The sequence below is a fragment of the Xanthobacter wiegelii genome, assembly GCF_043193855.2.
GTDB lineage: Bacteria > Pseudomonadota > Alphaproteobacteria > Rhizobiales > Xanthobacteraceae > Xanthobacter > Xanthobacter flavus_A.
Genome location: NZ_CM195529.1, coordinates 542,832 through 560,219, shown reverse-complemented (window position 1 = coordinate 560,219; position 17,388 = coordinate 542,832). Strand labels below are relative to the sequence as shown.

The 17,388-nt window shown below is 71.7% G+C and carries 13 protein-coding genes; 4 read left to right on the top strand and 9 right to left on the bottom strand.

The window, feature by feature from the left end:
- Positions 1–41: 41 nt before the first annotated feature.
- The 3 genes from mutM to V5F63_RS02525 all read right to left on the bottom strand — a co-directional run bounded on the left by mutM (position 42) and on the right by V5F63_RS02525 (position 2,561).
- Positions 42–920, bottom strand: a complete 879-nt coding sequence (gene mutM, locus V5F63_RS02535; protein WP_394101487.1) for a bifunctional DNA-formamidopyrimidine glycosylase/DNA-(apurinic or apyrimidinic site) lyase — start codon at positions 918–920, stop codon at positions 42–44.
- A 122-nt stretch (positions 921–1,042) separates the two neighbouring features.
- A complete protein-coding gene (locus tag V5F63_RS02530) occupies positions 1,043–1,396 on the bottom strand; it encodes a DUF2200 domain-containing protein (RefSeq protein ID WP_394031248.1) in 354 nt (117 codons plus the stop codon).
- A gap of 10 nt (positions 1,397–1,406) precedes the next feature.
- A complete protein-coding gene (locus V5F63_RS02525) occupies positions 1,407–2,561 on the bottom strand; it encodes a DNA recombination protein RmuC (protein ID WP_394101486.1) in 1,155 nt (384 codons plus the stop codon).
- An 80-nt stretch (positions 2,562–2,641) separates the two neighbouring features.
- Between V5F63_RS02525 and def the strand changes: the two genes are divergently transcribed.
- The 4 genes from def to V5F63_RS02505 all read left to right on the top strand — a co-directional run bounded on the left by def (position 2,642) and on the right by V5F63_RS02505 (position 5,381).
- Positions 2,642–3,160, top strand: coding sequence for a peptide deformylase (def, locus tag V5F63_RS02520; RefSeq protein WP_209487553.1), 519 nt, complete (start codon positions 2,642–2,644; stop codon positions 3,158–3,160).
- A 51-nt stretch (positions 3,161–3,211) separates the two neighbouring features.
- Positions 3,212–4,135: a methionyl-tRNA formyltransferase gene (gene fmt / locus V5F63_RS02515; protein WP_394101485.1), complete on the top strand. Its 924-nt coding sequence runs from the start codon at positions 3,212–3,214 to the stop codon at positions 4,133–4,135.
- 15 nt (positions 4,136–4,150) lie between these two features.
- Positions 4,151–4,888 (top strand): tRNA pseudouridine(38-40) synthase TruA, encoded by a 738-nt coding sequence (gene truA / locus V5F63_RS02510; RefSeq protein ID WP_394031243.1) that lies wholly within the window; start codon positions 4,151–4,153, stop codon positions 4,886–4,888.
- A gap of 142 nt (positions 4,889–5,030) precedes the next feature.
- The gene (locus V5F63_RS02505) at positions 5,031–5,381 is read left to right on the top strand and encodes a hypothetical protein (protein ID WP_394101484.1); all 351 of its coding nucleotides are present in this window, start codon (positions 5,031–5,033) and stop codon (positions 5,379–5,381) included.
- A gap of 70 nt (positions 5,382–5,451) precedes the next feature.
- On the opposite strand, the gene trxA is transcribed toward V5F63_RS02505, so the two are convergent.
- The 6 genes from trxA to V5F63_RS02475 all read right to left on the bottom strand — a co-directional run bounded on the left by trxA (position 5,452) and on the right by V5F63_RS02475 (position 17,348).
- Entirely contained in the window at positions 5,452–5,772 is a 321-nt protein-coding gene (gene trxA, locus V5F63_RS02500) for a thioredoxin (protein WP_024276966.1), read from the bottom strand.
- Between the two features lie 86 nt (positions 5,773–5,858).
- Positions 5,859–9,374 (bottom strand): double-strand break repair helicase AddA, encoded by a 3,516-nt coding sequence (addA, locus tag V5F63_RS02495; RefSeq protein WP_394101483.1) that lies wholly within the window; start codon positions 9,372–9,374, stop codon positions 5,859–5,861.
- On the bottom strand, positions 9,371–12,418 hold the full coding sequence (gene addB / locus V5F63_RS02490) for a double-strand break repair protein AddB (RefSeq protein ID WP_394101482.1): 3,048 nt from the start codon (positions 12,416–12,418) through the stop codon (positions 9,371–9,373). Before addB ends, addA begins: the two co-directional genes overlap by 4 nt.
- Before the next feature lie 33 nt (positions 12,419–12,451).
- The gene (locus V5F63_RS02485; protein WP_394101600.1) at positions 12,452–13,153 is read right to left on the bottom strand and encodes a nucleotidyltransferase family protein; all 702 of its coding nucleotides are present in this window, start codon (positions 13,151–13,153) and stop codon (positions 12,452–12,454) included.
- A 77-nt stretch (positions 13,154–13,230) separates the two neighbouring features.
- Positions 13,231–14,802 (bottom strand): tRNA (adenosine(37)-N6)-threonylcarbamoyltransferase complex ATPase subunit type 1 TsaE, encoded by a 1,572-nt coding sequence (gene tsaE / locus V5F63_RS02480; protein WP_394101481.1) that lies wholly within the window; start codon positions 14,800–14,802, stop codon positions 13,231–13,233.
- Positions 14,799–17,348, bottom strand: a complete 2,550-nt coding sequence (locus V5F63_RS02475; protein WP_394101480.1) for a PAS-domain containing protein — start codon at positions 17,346–17,348, stop codon at positions 14,799–14,801. The genes tsaE and V5F63_RS02475 overlap by 4 nt, the downstream gene beginning before the upstream one ends.
- Between the last annotated feature and the right edge of the window lie 40 nt (positions 17,349–17,388).

The window sequence follows — 17,388 nt, the reverse complement described above, 5'->3', positions numbered from 1 at the left end:
CTCGCACAGTCGCCGTGCGGGGCTGCGCCTTCTCTGCGCGGCTATCTCTGGCAGGTTGGGCAGAAGAAGGTGGAGCGCCCGCTCTGCACGATGCGCTGGACCGTGCCCTTGCAATGCCGGGTGCGGCAGGGCTCGCCCTCGCGGTCGTAGACGCGGAAGGTGTGCTGGAAGTAGCCCAGCTCTCCGCTCACCTGCTTGTGGTCGCGGAGCGACGAGCCGCCGGCCTGGATGGCCTCGCGCAGCACGTCGCGGATGGCGGTGACGAGACGCTCCGCCCGTTGGGTCGGCCTGCCGTCCTTGGTCACGATGGTGTGGGCGAGGCGCCGGGGCGAGAGGCCGGCGCGGAACAGCGCCTCGCACACATAGATGTTGCCTAGTCCCGCCACCAGCTTCTGGTCCAGCAGCGCCGCCTTCAGCGAGGTGCTGCGGCGGGCGAAGGCGCTCGCGAGATAATCCGCATGGAAGGCGTTGCCCAGCGGCTCGGGGCCGAGGCCGGCGAGGAGCGGATGGCTCTCCAGCCGGTCGTAGGGCACGATGAGGATGGCGCCGAAGCGGCGCGGGTCGTTGAAGGTGATGGTAGTGCCGCCGGCGAGGTGCAGCACCACGTGGTCGTGCGGGCCGGCCTCGGCGCGGGGATAGTGGAAGACACCCGTCCGGCGCGCGTGCGCGCCCTCCACGCGGATGGATCCGGACATGCCGAGGTGCAGGATCATCACCTCGCCCCCGTCGAGGTCGGCGAGCAGATATTTGGCGCGGCGGCCGATGGCCTCCACGCGGCGGCCGGCCAGGCGTTCGGCGAAGTTCTCGGGCAGCGGCCAGCGCAGGTCCGGGCGGCGCGCCTCGGCGCTTTCGATCACGGCGCCCTGCAAGACGGGCATCAGGCCGCGGCGGACGGTTTCCACCTCGGGCAGTTCAGGCATTTCGTCCTTAAAGGTCACGGGCGCGCCACAACCGGCGCGATTCATCTCGGTCTCCAGCATCCCGCCTTGGATGCCGCTGCGCAAGATGGCACAGCCCTCCGGGAGGGGCGCATCAACAGCCCTCAACCCTTGCGCAGGATCTTCTCCAGCGGGCGCCCGCGCGCCAGCTCGTCGATCAGCTTATCAAGATACCGTATTTCCCGCATGGTCGGCTCGGCGATCTCTTCCACGCGCACGCCGCAGACCACCCCCGTGATCAAAAAGCGGGCGGGATTGGGCGCGGGCGCCTCGGCGAAGAAGGTCTCGAAATCGGTGGTGCCGGCGGCGATGGCGGCAAGCTCGGTGTCGGAATAGCCCGTCAGCCAGCGGATGATCGTATCCACCTCCGCCCGGGTGCGCCCCTTGCGCTCGGCCTTGGCGACATAGAGCGGATACACGCTGGCGAAGCTGGTGGTGGTGATGCGGTGTTTCGGCATGGCTGCCCTCTCACTCGGTCGGCGCTGAGGGCGCCGGGCCGGGCGCGTCGAAATCGAGCTGCTCCAGCCTGAGGCCGCGCCGGGCGATCTTGTCGGCGGAGATGATGACGCGCTGCACGTCGTCGCCCACTTGCGCGAAATGCTTGGCGAGGTCGCCCACCCGCTCGCGCAGGCGGCTCACATCGTCCACCAGCGCGCCGACCTCCGCCCGCACGCGGTCCGCCTCCTCGCGCATGCGGGCATCCTTGGCGATGGCCTGCACCACCTGCACCGCCAGCATCAGCAGGGAGGGCGAGACGAGCACCACGCGCAGCCGGTACGCCTCCTGCACCACGCCGTCGAAATGCTCGCTGATCTCGGCGTAGACGGATTCCGACGGCACGAAGATCAGCGCCACGTCCTGCGTCTCGCCGGGGATGAAATAGCGCTCGGCCACGTCATAGACGTGCTTCAGCAGATCGTTGCGCAGGCGCTGGCCGGCAGCTTTTCGGTGCTCCGGGGACGGCGCCTCGCGGAAGGCGGTGACGGCCTCCAGCGGGAATTTGGAATCCACCAGCAGCGGGCGCTGATCCCCGGGCAGGAAGATGGCGCAGTCCGGCCGCTTGCCGTTGGAGAGGGTATACTGGAAGGCGAAGCTGCCGCGCGGCAGCCCGTCGGCGACGATGGCCTCCATGCGCGCCTGCCCGAAGGCGCCGCGCGCCTGCTTGTTGGCGAGCGTCTCGCGCAGCGACACCACCTGCGCGGAAAGATCGCCGAGCGTGCGCTCGGCCGTCTCTACCATGACGAGCCGCTCGGCGATGCGCGTCAGGCTCTCATGGGTGGCGCGGGCGGCGGTGGAGAGGGTCTCTCCCAGCCGGTGGGAGGTCTGGTCGAGGCGGTCGGAGACGGCGCGGGCGAGTTCGCTCTGCCTTTGGGCGAGGATCTCCGTCATGCTCTGCACGCGGCCGGCGGTCTCGGACTGGACGCGGACCAGCTCGCGCAGGCGGCGGTCCATCTCGTCGCGCCTGAGCGCCTCCTCGGACGCTGCGGCGGCGCGCGCTCGCGACTGTCGGACGAGCGTCACAAGAACGAGGAACAGCAGCAGCGCCAGCACCCCCGCGGCGACCGCAGCCGCCTCAGCCAAGGTGAAGGACCGCCCGCCCAGGGTGAAGAGCACAACCGGCATGGCTTTACTTACGCGATTCTCTCCTCTGAACAAACGGCGAACATGTTGACCTGTGCGGCAGCTTCGCTTATCTCGCTCGAATGACGATCCGGCCCATCCTCATCATCCCCGAGCCCAAGCTGCGCACGCTTTCCGCCCCGGTCGAAAAGATCGACAGCGAGGTGCGCAAGCTGGTCGAGGACATGTTCGAGACCATGTACGACGCCCCCGGCATCGGGCTGGCGGCCATACAGGTGGGCGTGCAGCGCCGCGTCATCACCATCGACGTGGCGCGCGACGGCGAGAACAAGAAGCCCCTCGCCCTCATCAATCCGGAAATCATCGCCGCCTCGGAGGAAACCTCCATCTACAGCGAGGGCTGCCTCTCCATCCCCGAATATTACGAGGAGGTCGAGCGCCCGGCGAAGGTGGCGGTGCGTTTCCTGGACGTGGAGGGCAAGACGCGGGAGGTGGAGGCCGAGGGCCTGTTCGCCACCTGCGTGCAGCATGAGATCGACCACCTCAACGGCGTGCTCTTCATCGATCACATCTCCAAGCTGAAGCGCGACCGGGTCATCAAGAAATTCACCAAGCAGGCGAAGCACAAGGCCGAGGCCTGAACCCGCCGCGGCGGGCGATCACGGGGCACGAGGGTCAAACACCGAGGGTTCATGCGCATCGTCTTCATGGGCACGCCGGATTTCGCCGTGCCCACCCTCTCGGAAATCGTCGGGCGCGGCCATGAGGTGGTGGCGGTCTATACCCGTGCCCCCGCCCCCGCCGGCCGGCGCGGGCTCGACCTCACCCCCTCGCCCGTCCATGCGGTGGCCGAGCGCTTCGGCCTGCCGGTGTTCACGCCGAAGAGCCTGCGCGGGGAAGAGGCGGCCGAGACCTTCCGCGCCCATGGGGCGGACGTGGCGGTGGTGGTGGCCTACGGCCTCATCCTGCCGCAGGCCATCCTTGATGCGCCGCGCCTCGGCTGCCTGAACCTGCACGGCTCCCTCCTGCCGCGCTGGCGCGGCGCCGCGCCCATCCAGCGCGCCATCATGGCCGGCGACCGGGAGACCGGCGTCGCGGTGATGCAGATGGAGGCGGGGCTGGACACCGGGCCCGTGGGCCTCGTCGAGCGCATCCCCATCGGGCCGGACATGACCGCCGGCGAATTGCACGACCGCATGATGGTGATCGGCGCCGACCTCATGGGCCGGGCGCTGGCCGCGCTGGAGCGCGGCGGCCTCGCCTTCACGCCCCAACCGCCAACCGGCGTGGAATATGCCGCCAAGATCGAGAAGGCCGAGACCCGCATCGACTGGTCCAGGCCCGCCCAGGAGGTGCACGACCGCATCCGCGGCCTCTCCCCCTTCCCCGGCGCCTGGTTCCCCCTCGGCTCCGAAGAGGCGCGGGTGAAGGTGCTGCGCTCCACGCTGGCGGTCGGCTCCGCCGCGCCCGGAACGGTGCTGGACGACCGCCTCACCATCGCCTGCGGGACGGGCGCGGTGCGGCTCGTGGAACTGCAGAAGGCCGGCAAGCAGCCCATGGGGGCGGAGACGTTCCTGCGCGGCAATGCCGTGCCCCCCGGAAGCCGGCTCGCCTGACGGCGGCCACCCGCCATGCCCCGCTACAAGCTTACCATCGAATATGATGGCACCCCCTTCGCCGGCTGGCAGATGCAGGCCGAGCTACCCACCGTGCAGGGCGTTCTGGCCGAGGCGTTCGAGCGCTTCTGCGGAGAGAAGGTGACGGTGGCGGGTGCCGGCCGCACCGACGCCGGGGTCCATGCCACCGGGCAGGTCGCCCATGTGGACCTGAGCAAGGACTGGCGCACCGACACGGTGCGGGACGCCATGACGGCCCAGCTTCGCCCCCATCCGGTGGCCGTGCTTGCCGCCGAGCGTGTGCCGGACAGCTTCGACGCCCGCTTCTCCGCCACCAAGCGGCATTACCTCTACCGCATCGTCAACCGCCGCCCCGATCTCGCGCTCGATCGCGACCGGGCCTGGCGCATTCCGCAGAAGCTCGATGCAGACGCCATGCACGTCGCGGCTCAGCGCCTTCTGGGTCGGCACGATTTCTCCACCTTCCGCGCCGCCGAGTGCCAGGCCGCCTCGCCCATGAAGACGCTGGACCAGCTCGACGTGACCCGCCACGGCGACGAGATCCGCGTCGTCACCTCGGCGCGGTCCTTCCTGCACCATCAGGTGCGTTCCATGGTGGGCTCACTGATGCGGGTGGGCGAAGGCCGCTGGAGCGCGGACGATCTTGCCGCCGCTCTCGCCGCCGCCGACCGCACCCGCTGCGGCCCCATGGCGCCGGCGGCCGGGCTCTATCTCGCCGCGGTCAGCTATTGAATCTGCGCGATTCCGCCAGCTTGAGCCTCGCACTGGGCAACTTCCTGTAAACGTTCATCGCGTCGCAGGTTGGAACGGTCCGGCCCTCTAGAGCATTTCCACTGGGAAGACACCTCAGGGGCGATAGAGGACGACGAGTCCGATGTTCAGTTTCCGTATGCCACGCTGGCAGCCCACGCGCCGCCGCGTCCCCCTCTCCCTCGCCCATGTGATTGCCCGTTCCGTGCCGGGTGCGCCATGCGGGTGGGTCTTCTTCGACGGTAGCGAGACGCGGATCGATACGCAGGACGGCGAAGCCGTGATCATTCCCGGCGGCGCCTTCTTCCCCCGCGAGGCCCATCGCTTCGCGAGCGAGGGAGAGGCGCAGGCCGAGGCCTCAAGGCTGAACGATGCCAGCCTCTGCCTCGACCGGCCGTGGCGCGTGCGCGCCGCCTCCGCATTCACGGTGGAGCGGGTCACCGCCGCGGGCAAGCTCATGGCCAGCCTCGGCTGACACGCTCCATCCCCCAACGCAAAAAAGCCCCCGAGCCGGGGGCTTTTTCGCGTTTCGGGACCCGAAGTGGTCAGATGGAGCCGTTGATCCACTGCACCAGCTTGGCCTTGGGGGCGGCGCCCACCTGGCGGGAGGCGATCTTGCCGTCCTTGAACAGGAGCAGGGTCGGGATGGACATGATGCCGTACTTGGATGCCGTCTGCGGATTTTCGTCCACGTTCAGCTTCACGATGCGGACTTTCTCGCCCAGCTCGCCGGAGACTTCCTCCAGAATGGGGGCAACCATGCGGCAGGGGCCGCACCACTCCGCCCAGAAGTCGACGATGACCGGAGCGCTGGACTTCAGCACGTCCTGATCGAAATTCTGATCGGAAACTTTCTCGACGGCCATGACATACCTCGTAGGGCAGAACGGGGAGAACCACTGGATGTTGGGGGAGAACGTAGGTACCCCCTCCCCTCTCCGTCAAGGCGGCTTCACGCGCCCTTGACGCTCGGCGTCATGAAAGATGGTGAGGAAACACCGAGCCGGGCCAGCGCGGCCTCCAGCCGGTCGGGGAAGAGCGGCACCACACGCGGCCCGGCCGTATAGACGATCCGCGCCTCCACGGGACGCCCGCCGAACGCCTGCGACAGAATGGCGCCGTAGATTGCGAGCTGGGAAACATAGCTTTCACCGGCCTCGGCGGGGTCGGAAGGCGGCACCCGGTCGGTCTTGAAATCGACGACGAGGATGCGGTCCGGGCGCACGACCAGCCGGTCGATGCGGCCGCTGACGGCGAACACCTCCCCACCCGCCCCCGAAATGCGCCCGATCACCGGCACCTCGGCCCGGCTTCCGGCGCCGAACAGCTCCGCGAGCGGCGCATGGCCGAGCACGGCCAGCGCCTCAGCGAGAATCACACGGTGCGCCGCATCGTCCACCCCGTCGGCCGCATGGCGGAGCAGGCGCAGGCCGGCGGCCTCCCGCTCCGCTTCGGCCACCTCCGGCAGACCGGCCAGCAGGCGGTGGATGAGATCGCCGCGCAGGAGCGGCGGCAAGGCGCTCTCGGGCAGCGGCGCGGGCGCGGACGGGCGGACGGGCACAGCGCCACTTTCGATGCCGGATGGGCGCAGCCGCCGCATCACCGCCTCGGGCGGCGGGGGATGGGGGAAGGAGAGGGCTTCCTCTGGCTCGACCGCTGCCGGCACCGCCGCACCACCCGCCACCTTCAGCCCCGGACCCCGGCGCCAGCGCAGCACCTCGCCCTCGAAGCCCAGCGCTGGCCCGGCGTCGGCCTCCGGCTCCAGCGCCGCGCGGGCGAGGTCGTACCAGCAACCCTCGGGCCGGGCGTGGGGCTTATCCTTGGCCGGTGAACGGGTCTCGGCGCCGCAGATGACGAGGGCATCCTCGGAGCGGGTGAGCGCGACATAGAAGAGCCGGCGATATTCCTCCAGCTCCCGCGCGGCGGCGGCGGCGCGGGCGGTGGCGAGCACCTCCGGGTCTTCCGCCTTGCGCGGCGCCAGCACGGGCACGCCCTCCCCCGGCAAAGTGAGGAGGCCGCCAGCGATGCGAGGCCGGGGCATGTCCACCGTGTCGGCGAGGATGACGAGGGGCGCCTCCAGCCCCTTGGCCCCGTGGGCGGTCATCACCCGCACCTCGTCGCGCCCGCTCTCCATGTCGCGCTTGGTCTCGGCCCCGCCGCGCCTGAGAAAGGCGAGGAAGCCGGCGAGGCTCGCGGGCTCCGCCCCCTCATAGGTGCGGGCGAGGGCCATGAATTCGTCCAGCACGTCCGCCGCCTCGGGGCCGAGCCGCGCCAGCATGGCCCGCCGCCCGCCGTCGCGGCCGAGCACCCGGCCATAGAAGTCGAACGGCCGCAGCCCCTCCGCCTCCGCCTTCCAGCCGGCGAGCCGGGCGGCGGCGGCGCGGTGGCGTGCGTCGTCCGAGGCGGCGAGCACGGAGGCGAGCGTCCCCTTGCGCTGCGGGCACAGGCGCATGAGATCGTCGTCGGTGAAGCCGAACAGCGGGCTTTTCAGCACGGACGCGAGCGAGAGATCGTCGTGCGGCGAGAGCAGCGCATCGCCCAGCGCCATCAAATCGAGGGCGGCGATGTGCTCGGGCACCACGAGCCGGTCCGCGCCGGCCACCTGCACGCGCGGGTCCTTCAATTCCTTCAGCGCGCGGATGACCGCCTCGAACACCCGCCCGCGCCGGCGCACCAGCACCAGAACATCGCCGGCCCGCATGGGCCGCCCGTCACGGGAGGGCATGGCGAGGCCGTTCGCGATACCCGCCTGGATGAAGCTCGCGATGCGCGCGGCAAGCCGGCTGACGGGATCGTCGGTGGGCACCTCGTCCAGCGGCCGGCGCCAATTGTCGGGCTCGGGATGGGGCTCGGGCACGGTGGTGGGCCAGATCTCCACCAGGGCGGGCGCATCGGCGCGGATGGCGGCGTGGACGGGGCCCACCCCATCCAGCGTAAGCCCCGCATGCGCATCGGCGCTCTTGAAGATGGCGTCCACCGCCTCCAGCACGCCCGGCGCCGAACGGAAGGAGTGGGGCAGTTCCACCCGGCGGAAGCCCTCCGCCCCCACCTTGCGCTCGAAGGTCGCGCGCATGGCGCCGAAGGCGCGCGGATCGGCGCCCTGGAAGGAGAAGATGGACTGCTTCTCGTCGCCCACCACGAAGATGGTGCGCGTCACGCCCGCCCGCGCGCCCGCGCCGGAGAAGAAGTCGGAGGCGAGGCCCTCCACCACCTTCCACTGCTCGGGGCTCGTATCCTGTGCCTCGTCCACGAGAATGTGGTCGATGCCCTGGTCGAGCTTGAACTGCACGAAGGTCGGCTGCTCGGCGAGCAGCGCCGCCGCCTTGGTGATGAGGTCGTCGAAATCGAGCAGCCCGCGCGCCGCCTTCGCGGCCTCGTAGGCCCGGCAGGCTTCGGCGCCGAGGGTGAGGGCCGCGCCGGTGCGCTCCAGCGTCCAGGCGGCCTTGAGCCGGTCGTCGAGCCCCGCGAGGCGGTCGCGCTCGGCGGTGAAGCGGGCGAGAAGGTCCGGCTCGCGCGTGCCCATGCCCTTGGTGATGAGGTTCTTGTCCGAGCGCGGGCCATCCGAGCCGAAGAATACGCCGCGATAGGCGACAAGGGCCGAGGCGTCATCGCCCGCCGCAGCGGCGGCCGCGAGGTCGTCGGCGCGCTTGCGGTCGGTGGTCTTGTCGGAGGTGGCGAGCGTCGCCGCCACGCTCTCCCATTCGGAGCGCGGCAGATGCGGGCTCGCCAGCATCTCGGCTTCCACATCGGCAACCGTGAGCCCCGCCGGAAGCCCCAGCGCCCGCGCCACGGCGGCGCGGCGGGCGGCGGGGGTGTCGCCCAGGGGCAGAATGCGCGCACGCAGCGCCACCGCCGCCTCGATGAGGCTGGTGAGGCCGCTGTCGGACATTTCCTCCGTCAGCCGCGCCAGCGCCTCGCCGGCCGGGGATGCGGGGGCAAGGCTCGCCGCCACCACGAGGTCGGCGCGGATGCGGGCCATCAATTCGCGCCGGGCCACCTCGTCCAGCTCGCGGAAGCCGGCCGCCACGTCCGCCTCGAACGGGAAGCGATGCAATAGGCCGCCGCAGAAGGCGTGGATGGTCTGGATCTTCAGCCCGCCCGGCGTCTCCAGCGCCGCCGCGAACAGCCGGCGCGCCCGGGCGCGCAGCGCGGCGTCCGCCGGCTCGCCCACCGTCTCGGCGATGGCGGCATCGAGCGCGGCGTCATCCATGCGCGCCCAGCGGCCGAGGATGGCGAGCACGCGGTTCGCCATGTTGGCCGCCGCCGCCTTGGTATAAGTGAGGCACAGGATGCGCCCCGGCGGCGTGCCGGCGAGCAGGAGGCGGATGACGCGCCGCGCCAGCACATGGGTCTTGCCCGAGCCGGCATTGGCCGAAACCCAGGCAGACACGGCGGGGTGCGACGCGTCCGACTGGCGGCGGGTGGCTTCCGCCTTGGGGCCGGTGGCGAGAGGAGTGGCGCCGCTCATTCGCTTTCCTCCCCGGCCAGCGCCCATTCGCGCACGCGGGCGAGGTGGTCGTAATCCCCATAGCGGCCGGACCATTGCGGCGCGGCGAGGGAGCGATAGCCCTGCGCCAAATTCTCGAATGCCTTCAGCAGGCCTTCGAGGCCAGCGAGGGCATCCTCGGCGAGATCGTGGGTGGAGCGGTCCTTCACCTTCACCGGCTTCTCCGCGCCGCCCTCGGCCCCGCCCTTCAGCTCCACATAGGTCAGTTCCTCGACCGGCGCCCCGGGCACACCTTCGAACCCGCCGCGCCGGGCCATGGCCGCTTCGAGCGGCAGTTGCGGGGAGAGGGAGGCGGCCTGTTTCGCGCTCGGCGCGGTGCCGGTCTTGTAGTCGATGATGGCGAGCGTGCCGTCGCGCTTGATCTCGATGCGATCGGCGCGCCCGGTGAGGCGGAAGGTGGAGGCAGCCAGCGGAATGTCCAGACTTCCCTTCGTCTCGGCGACGATGCGGTCGAGATCCGCCCGCCGCTCGCGCTCGAAAGCGACGAGGAAGGCCGCCGCCCGCTCGAACCGCGCCCACCACAAAGCATGCTCGGCCGGGAATGCCTTCAGCGGCGCGAAGGCGCGGGCGCCTTCCTCGATCAGCCGCGCCAGCGCGTCGGGGGGCAGTTCGTCCGGGAAGGCGGTGGTGAAGCGGCCCACCGCCTCGTGCAGCGCCATTCCCCGCTCCGCCCCGCCCGGGGGGGCGTCCAGGTCGTCCAGCGGGGACAGGCCGAGAACGTGGCGGGCATAGATGGAATAGGGATCGCGCAGGAACGTCTCGATCTCCGTCACCGAGAGCCGGCGCGGGCGCAGCTCCAGCGGCGGGGCGGGCGCGGGGCGGGTGGCGCGGGGCACGGCCGGCGCCTCGTCCAGCCTTCGGGCGGCGCGGACGAAACGGGTGCCGCGCGCGCGGGCGACGTCCCACTCGGCCTCCCCCGCCACGGTCTTCAGCCGCTGCACGAAGCGGGAGGGCACGCTCTGGGTTCCGCCCACCTTGGCGGCGAAGCTGAGCACCAGCTCGCGCGCGCCGAAGCCTTGCGCGAAATCGTGGGCGGACAGGCCGATGCGCCGCTCCGGCAGGTCAAGCCCCAGTTGCGCCCGCATCGGGCGGCTGAGCCATGGGTCGGTCTCGGGAATGGTGGGCCAGGAGCCCTCCACCAGACCGCCCAGCACCATGCGGTCCACATGGACGAGGCGCGCCTCCAGCGGGCCGAGGATGCGGATGCGCGCATGGGGCTCCGCATGCGGGCGCACCATGGTGTCGGAGAAGAGCGCGCCCGCCGCGTCGGCATAGGAGGACAGGTCGAGCGCCGGGCCGTCGCCGGCGGCGCTTTCCAGCGTCTGGAAGGTCCGGGCCAGCGCGGCCGTGGCCGCATCCTCGGCCTCGGGATCGAGCCGGCCGGCGGCGGCCTCCACGGCGGCGCGATGGGCGGCGACCAGTTCCGCGAGCGGCACCGCGCCGTGCCGGTCGCCGATCGCCAGCAGCGGGCCGAGCGCGCCCTCCAGCCGCTGCACCAGATCGCGCGCGGCGGCGATGGCCGGACCGTCGATGCGGCTGCGCGGATCGGAGCGGCGGTAGCCTTCGGGATTGTGCGCATCCAGCGCCGCGCGAAGCCCGGCGATGCCGGCAGCAGGGCGTGGTCCGCGCAGGGCCGCCAGCTCCAGCGCGGCCACAGCTTCGGCCTTGCCGTGCCCATCGAGGCCGAAGCACGCCCGGGGATGGGTGAGGAGGGCAAACAGCGGCACCGGCGCCAGCGCTTCCGCCGCCGCCGTCACCAGCAGGCCGGCGAGGCGCCCGGCCGGGGCATCGGCCAGCGGCGTGCCGGCGGAATCGTCCAGCGCCACGCCGAAGCGCGCCATCTCCGCCGCCACCCGCCGGGCGAGATCGCGGTCCGGGGTAACGAGGGCCGCCGTCTCGCCCGGTCGCTCCAGGCTGTCGCGCAGCAGGAGCGCGATGGCCAGCGCCTCGGCGCGCGGATCGTCGGCCTCCACGACGCTGATGCCGGCCATGGCGGCGGCGAGAGCGTCCGCCGGCAGGCGGTCGGCAAGGGTCGCCCAGAGGTCGGTCGTCTCCGCCTGCCGCAGCGCCTCGCCCATCAGCCGCTCGCGGCCGAACGGGGCCGGCTCAGCCAGCGGGATCACCTCCCCCCGCTCTACCCCGAGCGTGCCGAGCAGGCGGGCGAGGCCGTATTGCGGATGGTCGGGCGCGCCGAGCACCGGATCGGCGAGCCGGTCGAAGGACGGCGCATCGAGGTCGAGGTCCAGCCCCGGCAGCACCACGGCGCCATGGGGCAGGCTGGCGATGGCCTTCAGCAGGCGCGCGGTGGCCGGCATGGAGCCGGTGGAACCGGCGGCGATCACCGGCCCGGCCGCCGTGCCCAGCGCGATGAGGCGGCGCGCCTCCGCATCCACCAGCGCGTCGCGGCGGGCGGCGGGCTCCACGAGGCCCTCCTCAGCGAGATAGGCGGAGAAGGCACGCCGGGCGATGCGCACGAAATCCAGCCCCACCTTGAAATAACGGTCCAGCTCGTCCGGCACGAGCCCGTCCATGCGCTCGACGCCGAGGCCGGCGGTGGTGAGGTCGTCGAACAGCGAACCCAGCGCATCCGCAAGGGCAAAGGTGGAAGCGGTGCCGGCGGCGACCGCCTCCCGCTCCACCGTCTTCGAGAGCGTGTCACGCCAGTGCGCGACCAGCCGCGCCAGCACGAGCCGGCGATGCACCGGCGCGATGGCGTGGGGCGCGGCCAGCACCGGGGCGTCCTCGGAGAAGGCGAGCGCATCCTCGTCCACGTCGCCAAGGGGCACGATGCGCGGCAGCAGCAGCGCCGTTCCGCCCGACGCTTCCAGAAGCGCCTCTGCAAACAGGCGCCCAGCGCGGCGGGTGGGCAGGAAGACGGTGGCGCTGGCCAGCGCCAGCGGATCGTGACGCGGGGCGAATCCTTCCACCAGCGCGCCATCGAGCAAGGCGCGCGCGAGCACCGGCAGAAAGGGCGCGGAGGGCGGAATGGTCAGCACGCGCGGCACGGCTTCACTCCCAGTCCCGCCAGAGGAAAAACCTCAATCGCTCGACCGCTCGATAGCCTCCTCGGCCAGGGCGATGGCGTCCGGCGTGCCCACATGCATCCAGATGCCGTCGAGCCGCAAGCCGAACAGCCGCTCCGCCGCCGCCGCGCGATCGAACACGCGGTTGAGCGAGAAGGCCCCCTTCGGCGCATCGTCGAACAGCTCCGGCTTCAGGATGGCGGCGCCGGCATAGACGAAGGGGGCGATGGTGCGCTCGCCCCGGCGCTCCAGCCGGCCGAGCTTGTCCATCTGGAAGTCGCCCATGCCGTCATAGCCGATGGAATGGGCGGCGGAGGCCAGCAGCAGCAGCGCGTCCATGCGCTCGGGATCGAACTGCTCCATGAGCCGCACGAGGTTGGGGCGCATGCCCTCGATCCAGATGGTGTCGGAATTGATGACGAGGAAAGGCTCCGCGCCGATCAGCGGCAGCGCCTTGCGCACGCCGCCGCCGGTCTCCAGCAGCAGGCCGCGCTCGTCGGAGAGGATGATCTCGGGCGCGCCGGCGCGGGCCTTGAGATGCGCTTCCAGCATGTCCGCATGGTGGTGCAGATTGACGATGGCGCGCGGAATGCCCGCGGCAGCGACACGATCCAGCACATGGTCCACCAGCGCGCGCCCCTCCACCACCACCAGCGGCTTCGGGCGGGTGTCGGTGAGCGGCCGCATGCGGGTGCCGAGGCCGGCGGCGAGCACCATGGCGGTGGTGATTCGGGCGGCATCGATCCGGACGGTTCCGGCGGCGGGCGCGTCTACGAGCGTGGCGGGGGCAGCGGTCACGCGGAAAGATCCTTCGATGGCAGCACGGCCTCATACCACATGCGCAGCGAGCCCAGTTCCTCATGGGCGAGGCACCGGGCGAGGTAGCGGCGGATGCGCGGCAGGTGCTTCAGATAGTGCGGCTTGCCGTCGCGATCGTTGAGGCGGGTGAAGATGCCGAGGATCTTGCTGGCGCGCTGGACGCCCATGAGCGCATAGGTGCGGGAGAAGCCGCGCGGGTCGAAGGCGGGGTCCGCCTCGCCCCGCAGCGCCACGTAGCGGCGCACCAGATCGATCTCCAGCTCCTCCGGCACGTCCACCCGCGCGTCCTGCGCCAGCGACACCACGTCATAGGCCGCCGGCCCCATCACCGCGTCCTGGAAATCGATGAGGCCGATGCGGCGCAGGCCCTCGCGGTGGGGCAGCCAGATGAGATTGGGCGAGTGGTAGTCGCGCAGCACCCAGGTGGGCGGCTCCGCCATGGCGGAGTTGAGCGCGCTGCGCCACAGCAGGCGGAACTCCTCCCGCACCACGCCGTCGAGCCGGATGCCGCGGGACGGCAGATACCAGTCCAGCATCAGGTCAATCTCGGTGAGCATGGCGGCGACGTCGTAGGACGGCAGCGCCCGCTCCACCCGTGGCGCGATGTTCAGCGTGCGCGGCAAGGGGCGGCTGTGCAGGGTGACGAGCACCTCCACCGCGAGGCGATAGCGCTCCGGCACCGGGGCGGGCGGGGTGCCGGCCACCACGAACTGGGAGCCGAGGTCCTCCAGCACGAGAATGCCCGCCTCCAGATCCGCCGAATAGATCAGCGGTGCGGAGAGCCCCTGCGCCAGCAGGGCCCGATCCATGGCGACGAAGGGCTTCACGTCTTCCGCCAGATGCACGAGCTGGCTGTAGGGCAGGCCGCGCTTCAGCGGCGGCCCGTCCGGCTGGCGCGGCGCGTTCATGACGATGGCGGAGCGGTCGCCGAGCACGAGGCGGCTGTAGGAGCGGGCGGAGGCGTCACCCTGCAGGAAGCGGTGCGCCGCGTCGGCGAAGCCGCTCTGCTCGATGAGCGATTGCGCGATCATCAGCCGGTCGAGCCGCGCGCCGAAGCTGCCGTAGCCGGTGACGATGGCGATGCGCGCCTCCGGGCCGAGATCGGCGGCGTCCCGTGTGCCGGCGGCAAGATAGAGCGCCACGTCGAGGCGGTCGGCCGGCAGGCGCTCCTCGGCGCGCTCGGGCCATTCCACCATGAGCAGCGCGTTCTCGCGCATCTCGTCCCAGCCGAGTTCGTCCAGTTCGTCCGGCTCCTGGATGCGGTAGAGGTCGGCGTGGACCACCCGGCCGCGCGGGAAATCGTAGGAGATCAGGATCGGGAAGGTGGGGCTCGGCACGTCCACGCCGGGATCATCGGCGAAGGCGCGGATGAGCGCGCGGGCCAGCTCCGTCTTGCCGGCGCCGAGGTCGCCGGTGAGGGTGATGGTGTCCTTGCCCCCGAACCAGCTGGCGATGAGGGCGGCAAGGCGGGTGGTGGCGGCGAGGTCCTTCAGGACCACGCGGCAGGCCACCGGCTTTCCTTCGAGGCGTTCGAGCAGGATGCTCATTCGGCAGCCTCCCGCCGGCGCTCGTTGTCGAGCGGGAAGATGCAAGTCGCAATCGTACCCACAGCGAGGGTTCCGGTCGCGAGCGCTCCGCGCGCGGAGGACGCCGGCCCCACCGTGACCGAGCCGCCGTGCAGGCTCACGAAGGAGCGCACGATGGCAAGGCCAAGGCCCACCCCGCGATGGCGCGGCCCGGCGCTGCGGCTCTCGAAGCGGTCGAACAGCGTCTCCCGCACTTCCGCCGGCACGCCCGGCCCCTCGTCGCGCACGGTGAACACCAGCGCCCCGTCGCGGCGCGCGGCCCCGAGCGCCACGGTGCCGCCCTCGGGCGAGACGGCGATGGCATTGGAGAGGAGGTTGAACAGAATCTGCCGCAGCCGCCGCGCGTCGGCGACGAAGGTGCCGGCGGCGGGATCGATATTGACCGCGAGAACGAGCCGCGCCTCCTCCACGCTGTCGCGCACCGCCTCGGCGACGGCGAGCACCAGCTCGCGCACGTCCACCTCGGCGAGGTCCAGCTCCATGGCGCCGGCGTCGATGGTGGCGAGGTCGAGGATGTCGTCGATGAGCGCCCGCAGCAGGTCCGAGGACTGGTGCATGTGGTCGAGATAGTCGCGCTGGCGGTCGTTGAGCGGGCCGGCGAGGCCCTCGCGCAGCATGTCGGCATAGCCCATCAAGGTGTTGAGGGGCGTGCGCAGGTGGTAGGAGACGTGGCCGACGAAGGCGTTCTTCAGTTTGTCCGCCGCCTCCAGCGCCTCGGCGCGCTCGGTCAGCGCCCGCTCCACCTTCACGCTGTCGGTGACATCGCGGAACGTCACCATGGTGCCGCCGTCCGGCAAGGGCTGGGTGGCGCCGTCGAGCACCCGGCCATCCGGCCGCTCGAAGCGCAGGGTCATGGCCTCGCGCGGGCCGATGGCCGTCACCGCCTGCCGGATGCGGGAGAAGGCGGCCGTCTCGCCATAGAGCGGGCGGCACATGGCGGCGACGGCATCCACATGGGGCTTGTCGCCCATGGCCTGGGCGTCCAGGGACCAGAGCGCGAGGAAGGCTTCGTTGTAGAGGTTGAGCCGCCCGTCGGCGCCGAACACCGCCACCGCCTCCGCAAGGCCGTCCAGCGTCTCGCCCTGGATGCGGATGAGGCTGTTGTAGCGGCTCTCCAGTGCCAGATGCTCGGACAGATCGTCGAACAGATAGGTGATGCCGCCTTCGGCATTGGGGGTGATGACCACGCGCAGCATCTGCCCGCCGGGCAGGTGCCACCAGTCGTTCACCGGCTCGATGGCCCGGTAGGCCTCGCGCAACTGCGCGCGCCACGCCCGGAAGTCGGCCTGCTCGGGCACCTTGCGGCGGCGGCGCAGGTCTTCGAGGATCTCGCTCTCCGGCGGACGCTGGTCGAGGAAGCCGGGGGCAAGGTCGAACAGCCGCTCGTAGGCGGCATTGTGGAAGACGAGGCGCTCGTCGGCGCCGAAGATGGCCACGGCGGTGGTCAGCTGGTCCAGCGTGCGCTGGTGGGCGGCCACCGTGCGGGCGGTCTCGGCCTTCGCCGCGTCCTCCGCCGTCACGTCAATGGCGATGCCGGCTGTGCCGAAGGGGCCGGCCACCTCCACCACGTCCATCTGCCGGCGCTGGCCGCTTGCCACCGCCTTCACCCGCTGGCGGAAGGTGCCGGCCGTGCCTTCGGCGGTCAAAGCGGCGCTGCGGATGCGGGCGTCGAGCAGGTCGAGACCGGCCGTGCGCGCCTCCTCGGCCGAGGGCGCGCCCACGGCAGCGGCGAAGGCGGGGTTCACATAGATCAAATCACCATCCGGCCGCCGCAGCCAGGCCGGCGCAGCCGCGGCATCGAGGGCGGCGGCGAGGCCGTGCGCCATCCGTTCCGCCTCTGCGAAACCGGTCGTCGCGGCTTGCGCGGCTGGGTCGGGAGCGTCCGCCGGACGCACGAGGAGGACGCCCGCGCCGCCGAGGCTGCGGCCTTCCAGCCGCACCGGGCCGGCCGGCGTCTCCACGGCAACCGACACAATGCCATCTTCCCGGCGCAACTGCTCCAGCGCCGTGTCGAGCGCCGTGGTGGCGGGGCCGAGGCCGGCGCGCAGGCCTTCCGGCGTCGTGCCATGCACGTCCACCGGCAGGGTCCGGCCGGTCCAGGCCATGAAGGCGGGAGCGCCGGCGGCAAGCAGGGTGCGCGCGGCATGGGCTTCCGCCCGCGCCCGGGCGGCGGCGGCGGCGGCATCGCGGGCCTCGGCCTCGGCCTTGTCCATGCGGGCGGAAAGCGCGGCCGCAACGCTCCGCGATCTCAGGGCGATCAGCCCGGCGACGGCGCAGGCGGACAAAGCGATCACCGGCCACAACGCCTCGGCCGCGCCGACGGCGACGGTCCAGCCGCTGGCAAAGGCAGGCGAGCCGGCAAGGGCCGTGGAGCCGAGGAGGGCGGAGCCGAACAGCGCGGCGCGGGTGCCGACGCAGCGGTTCGCGCGTCCCGTCGCCGGGGCGGGCGCCAGCCTGCGCCCACGCGCCGGGCGCCGCGCGCCGCTCATCCGGATGCGCTCCGCCATTCGCCCCGGTGTCCTTCCCCTGCCCTGCGGCTGCCGCAGC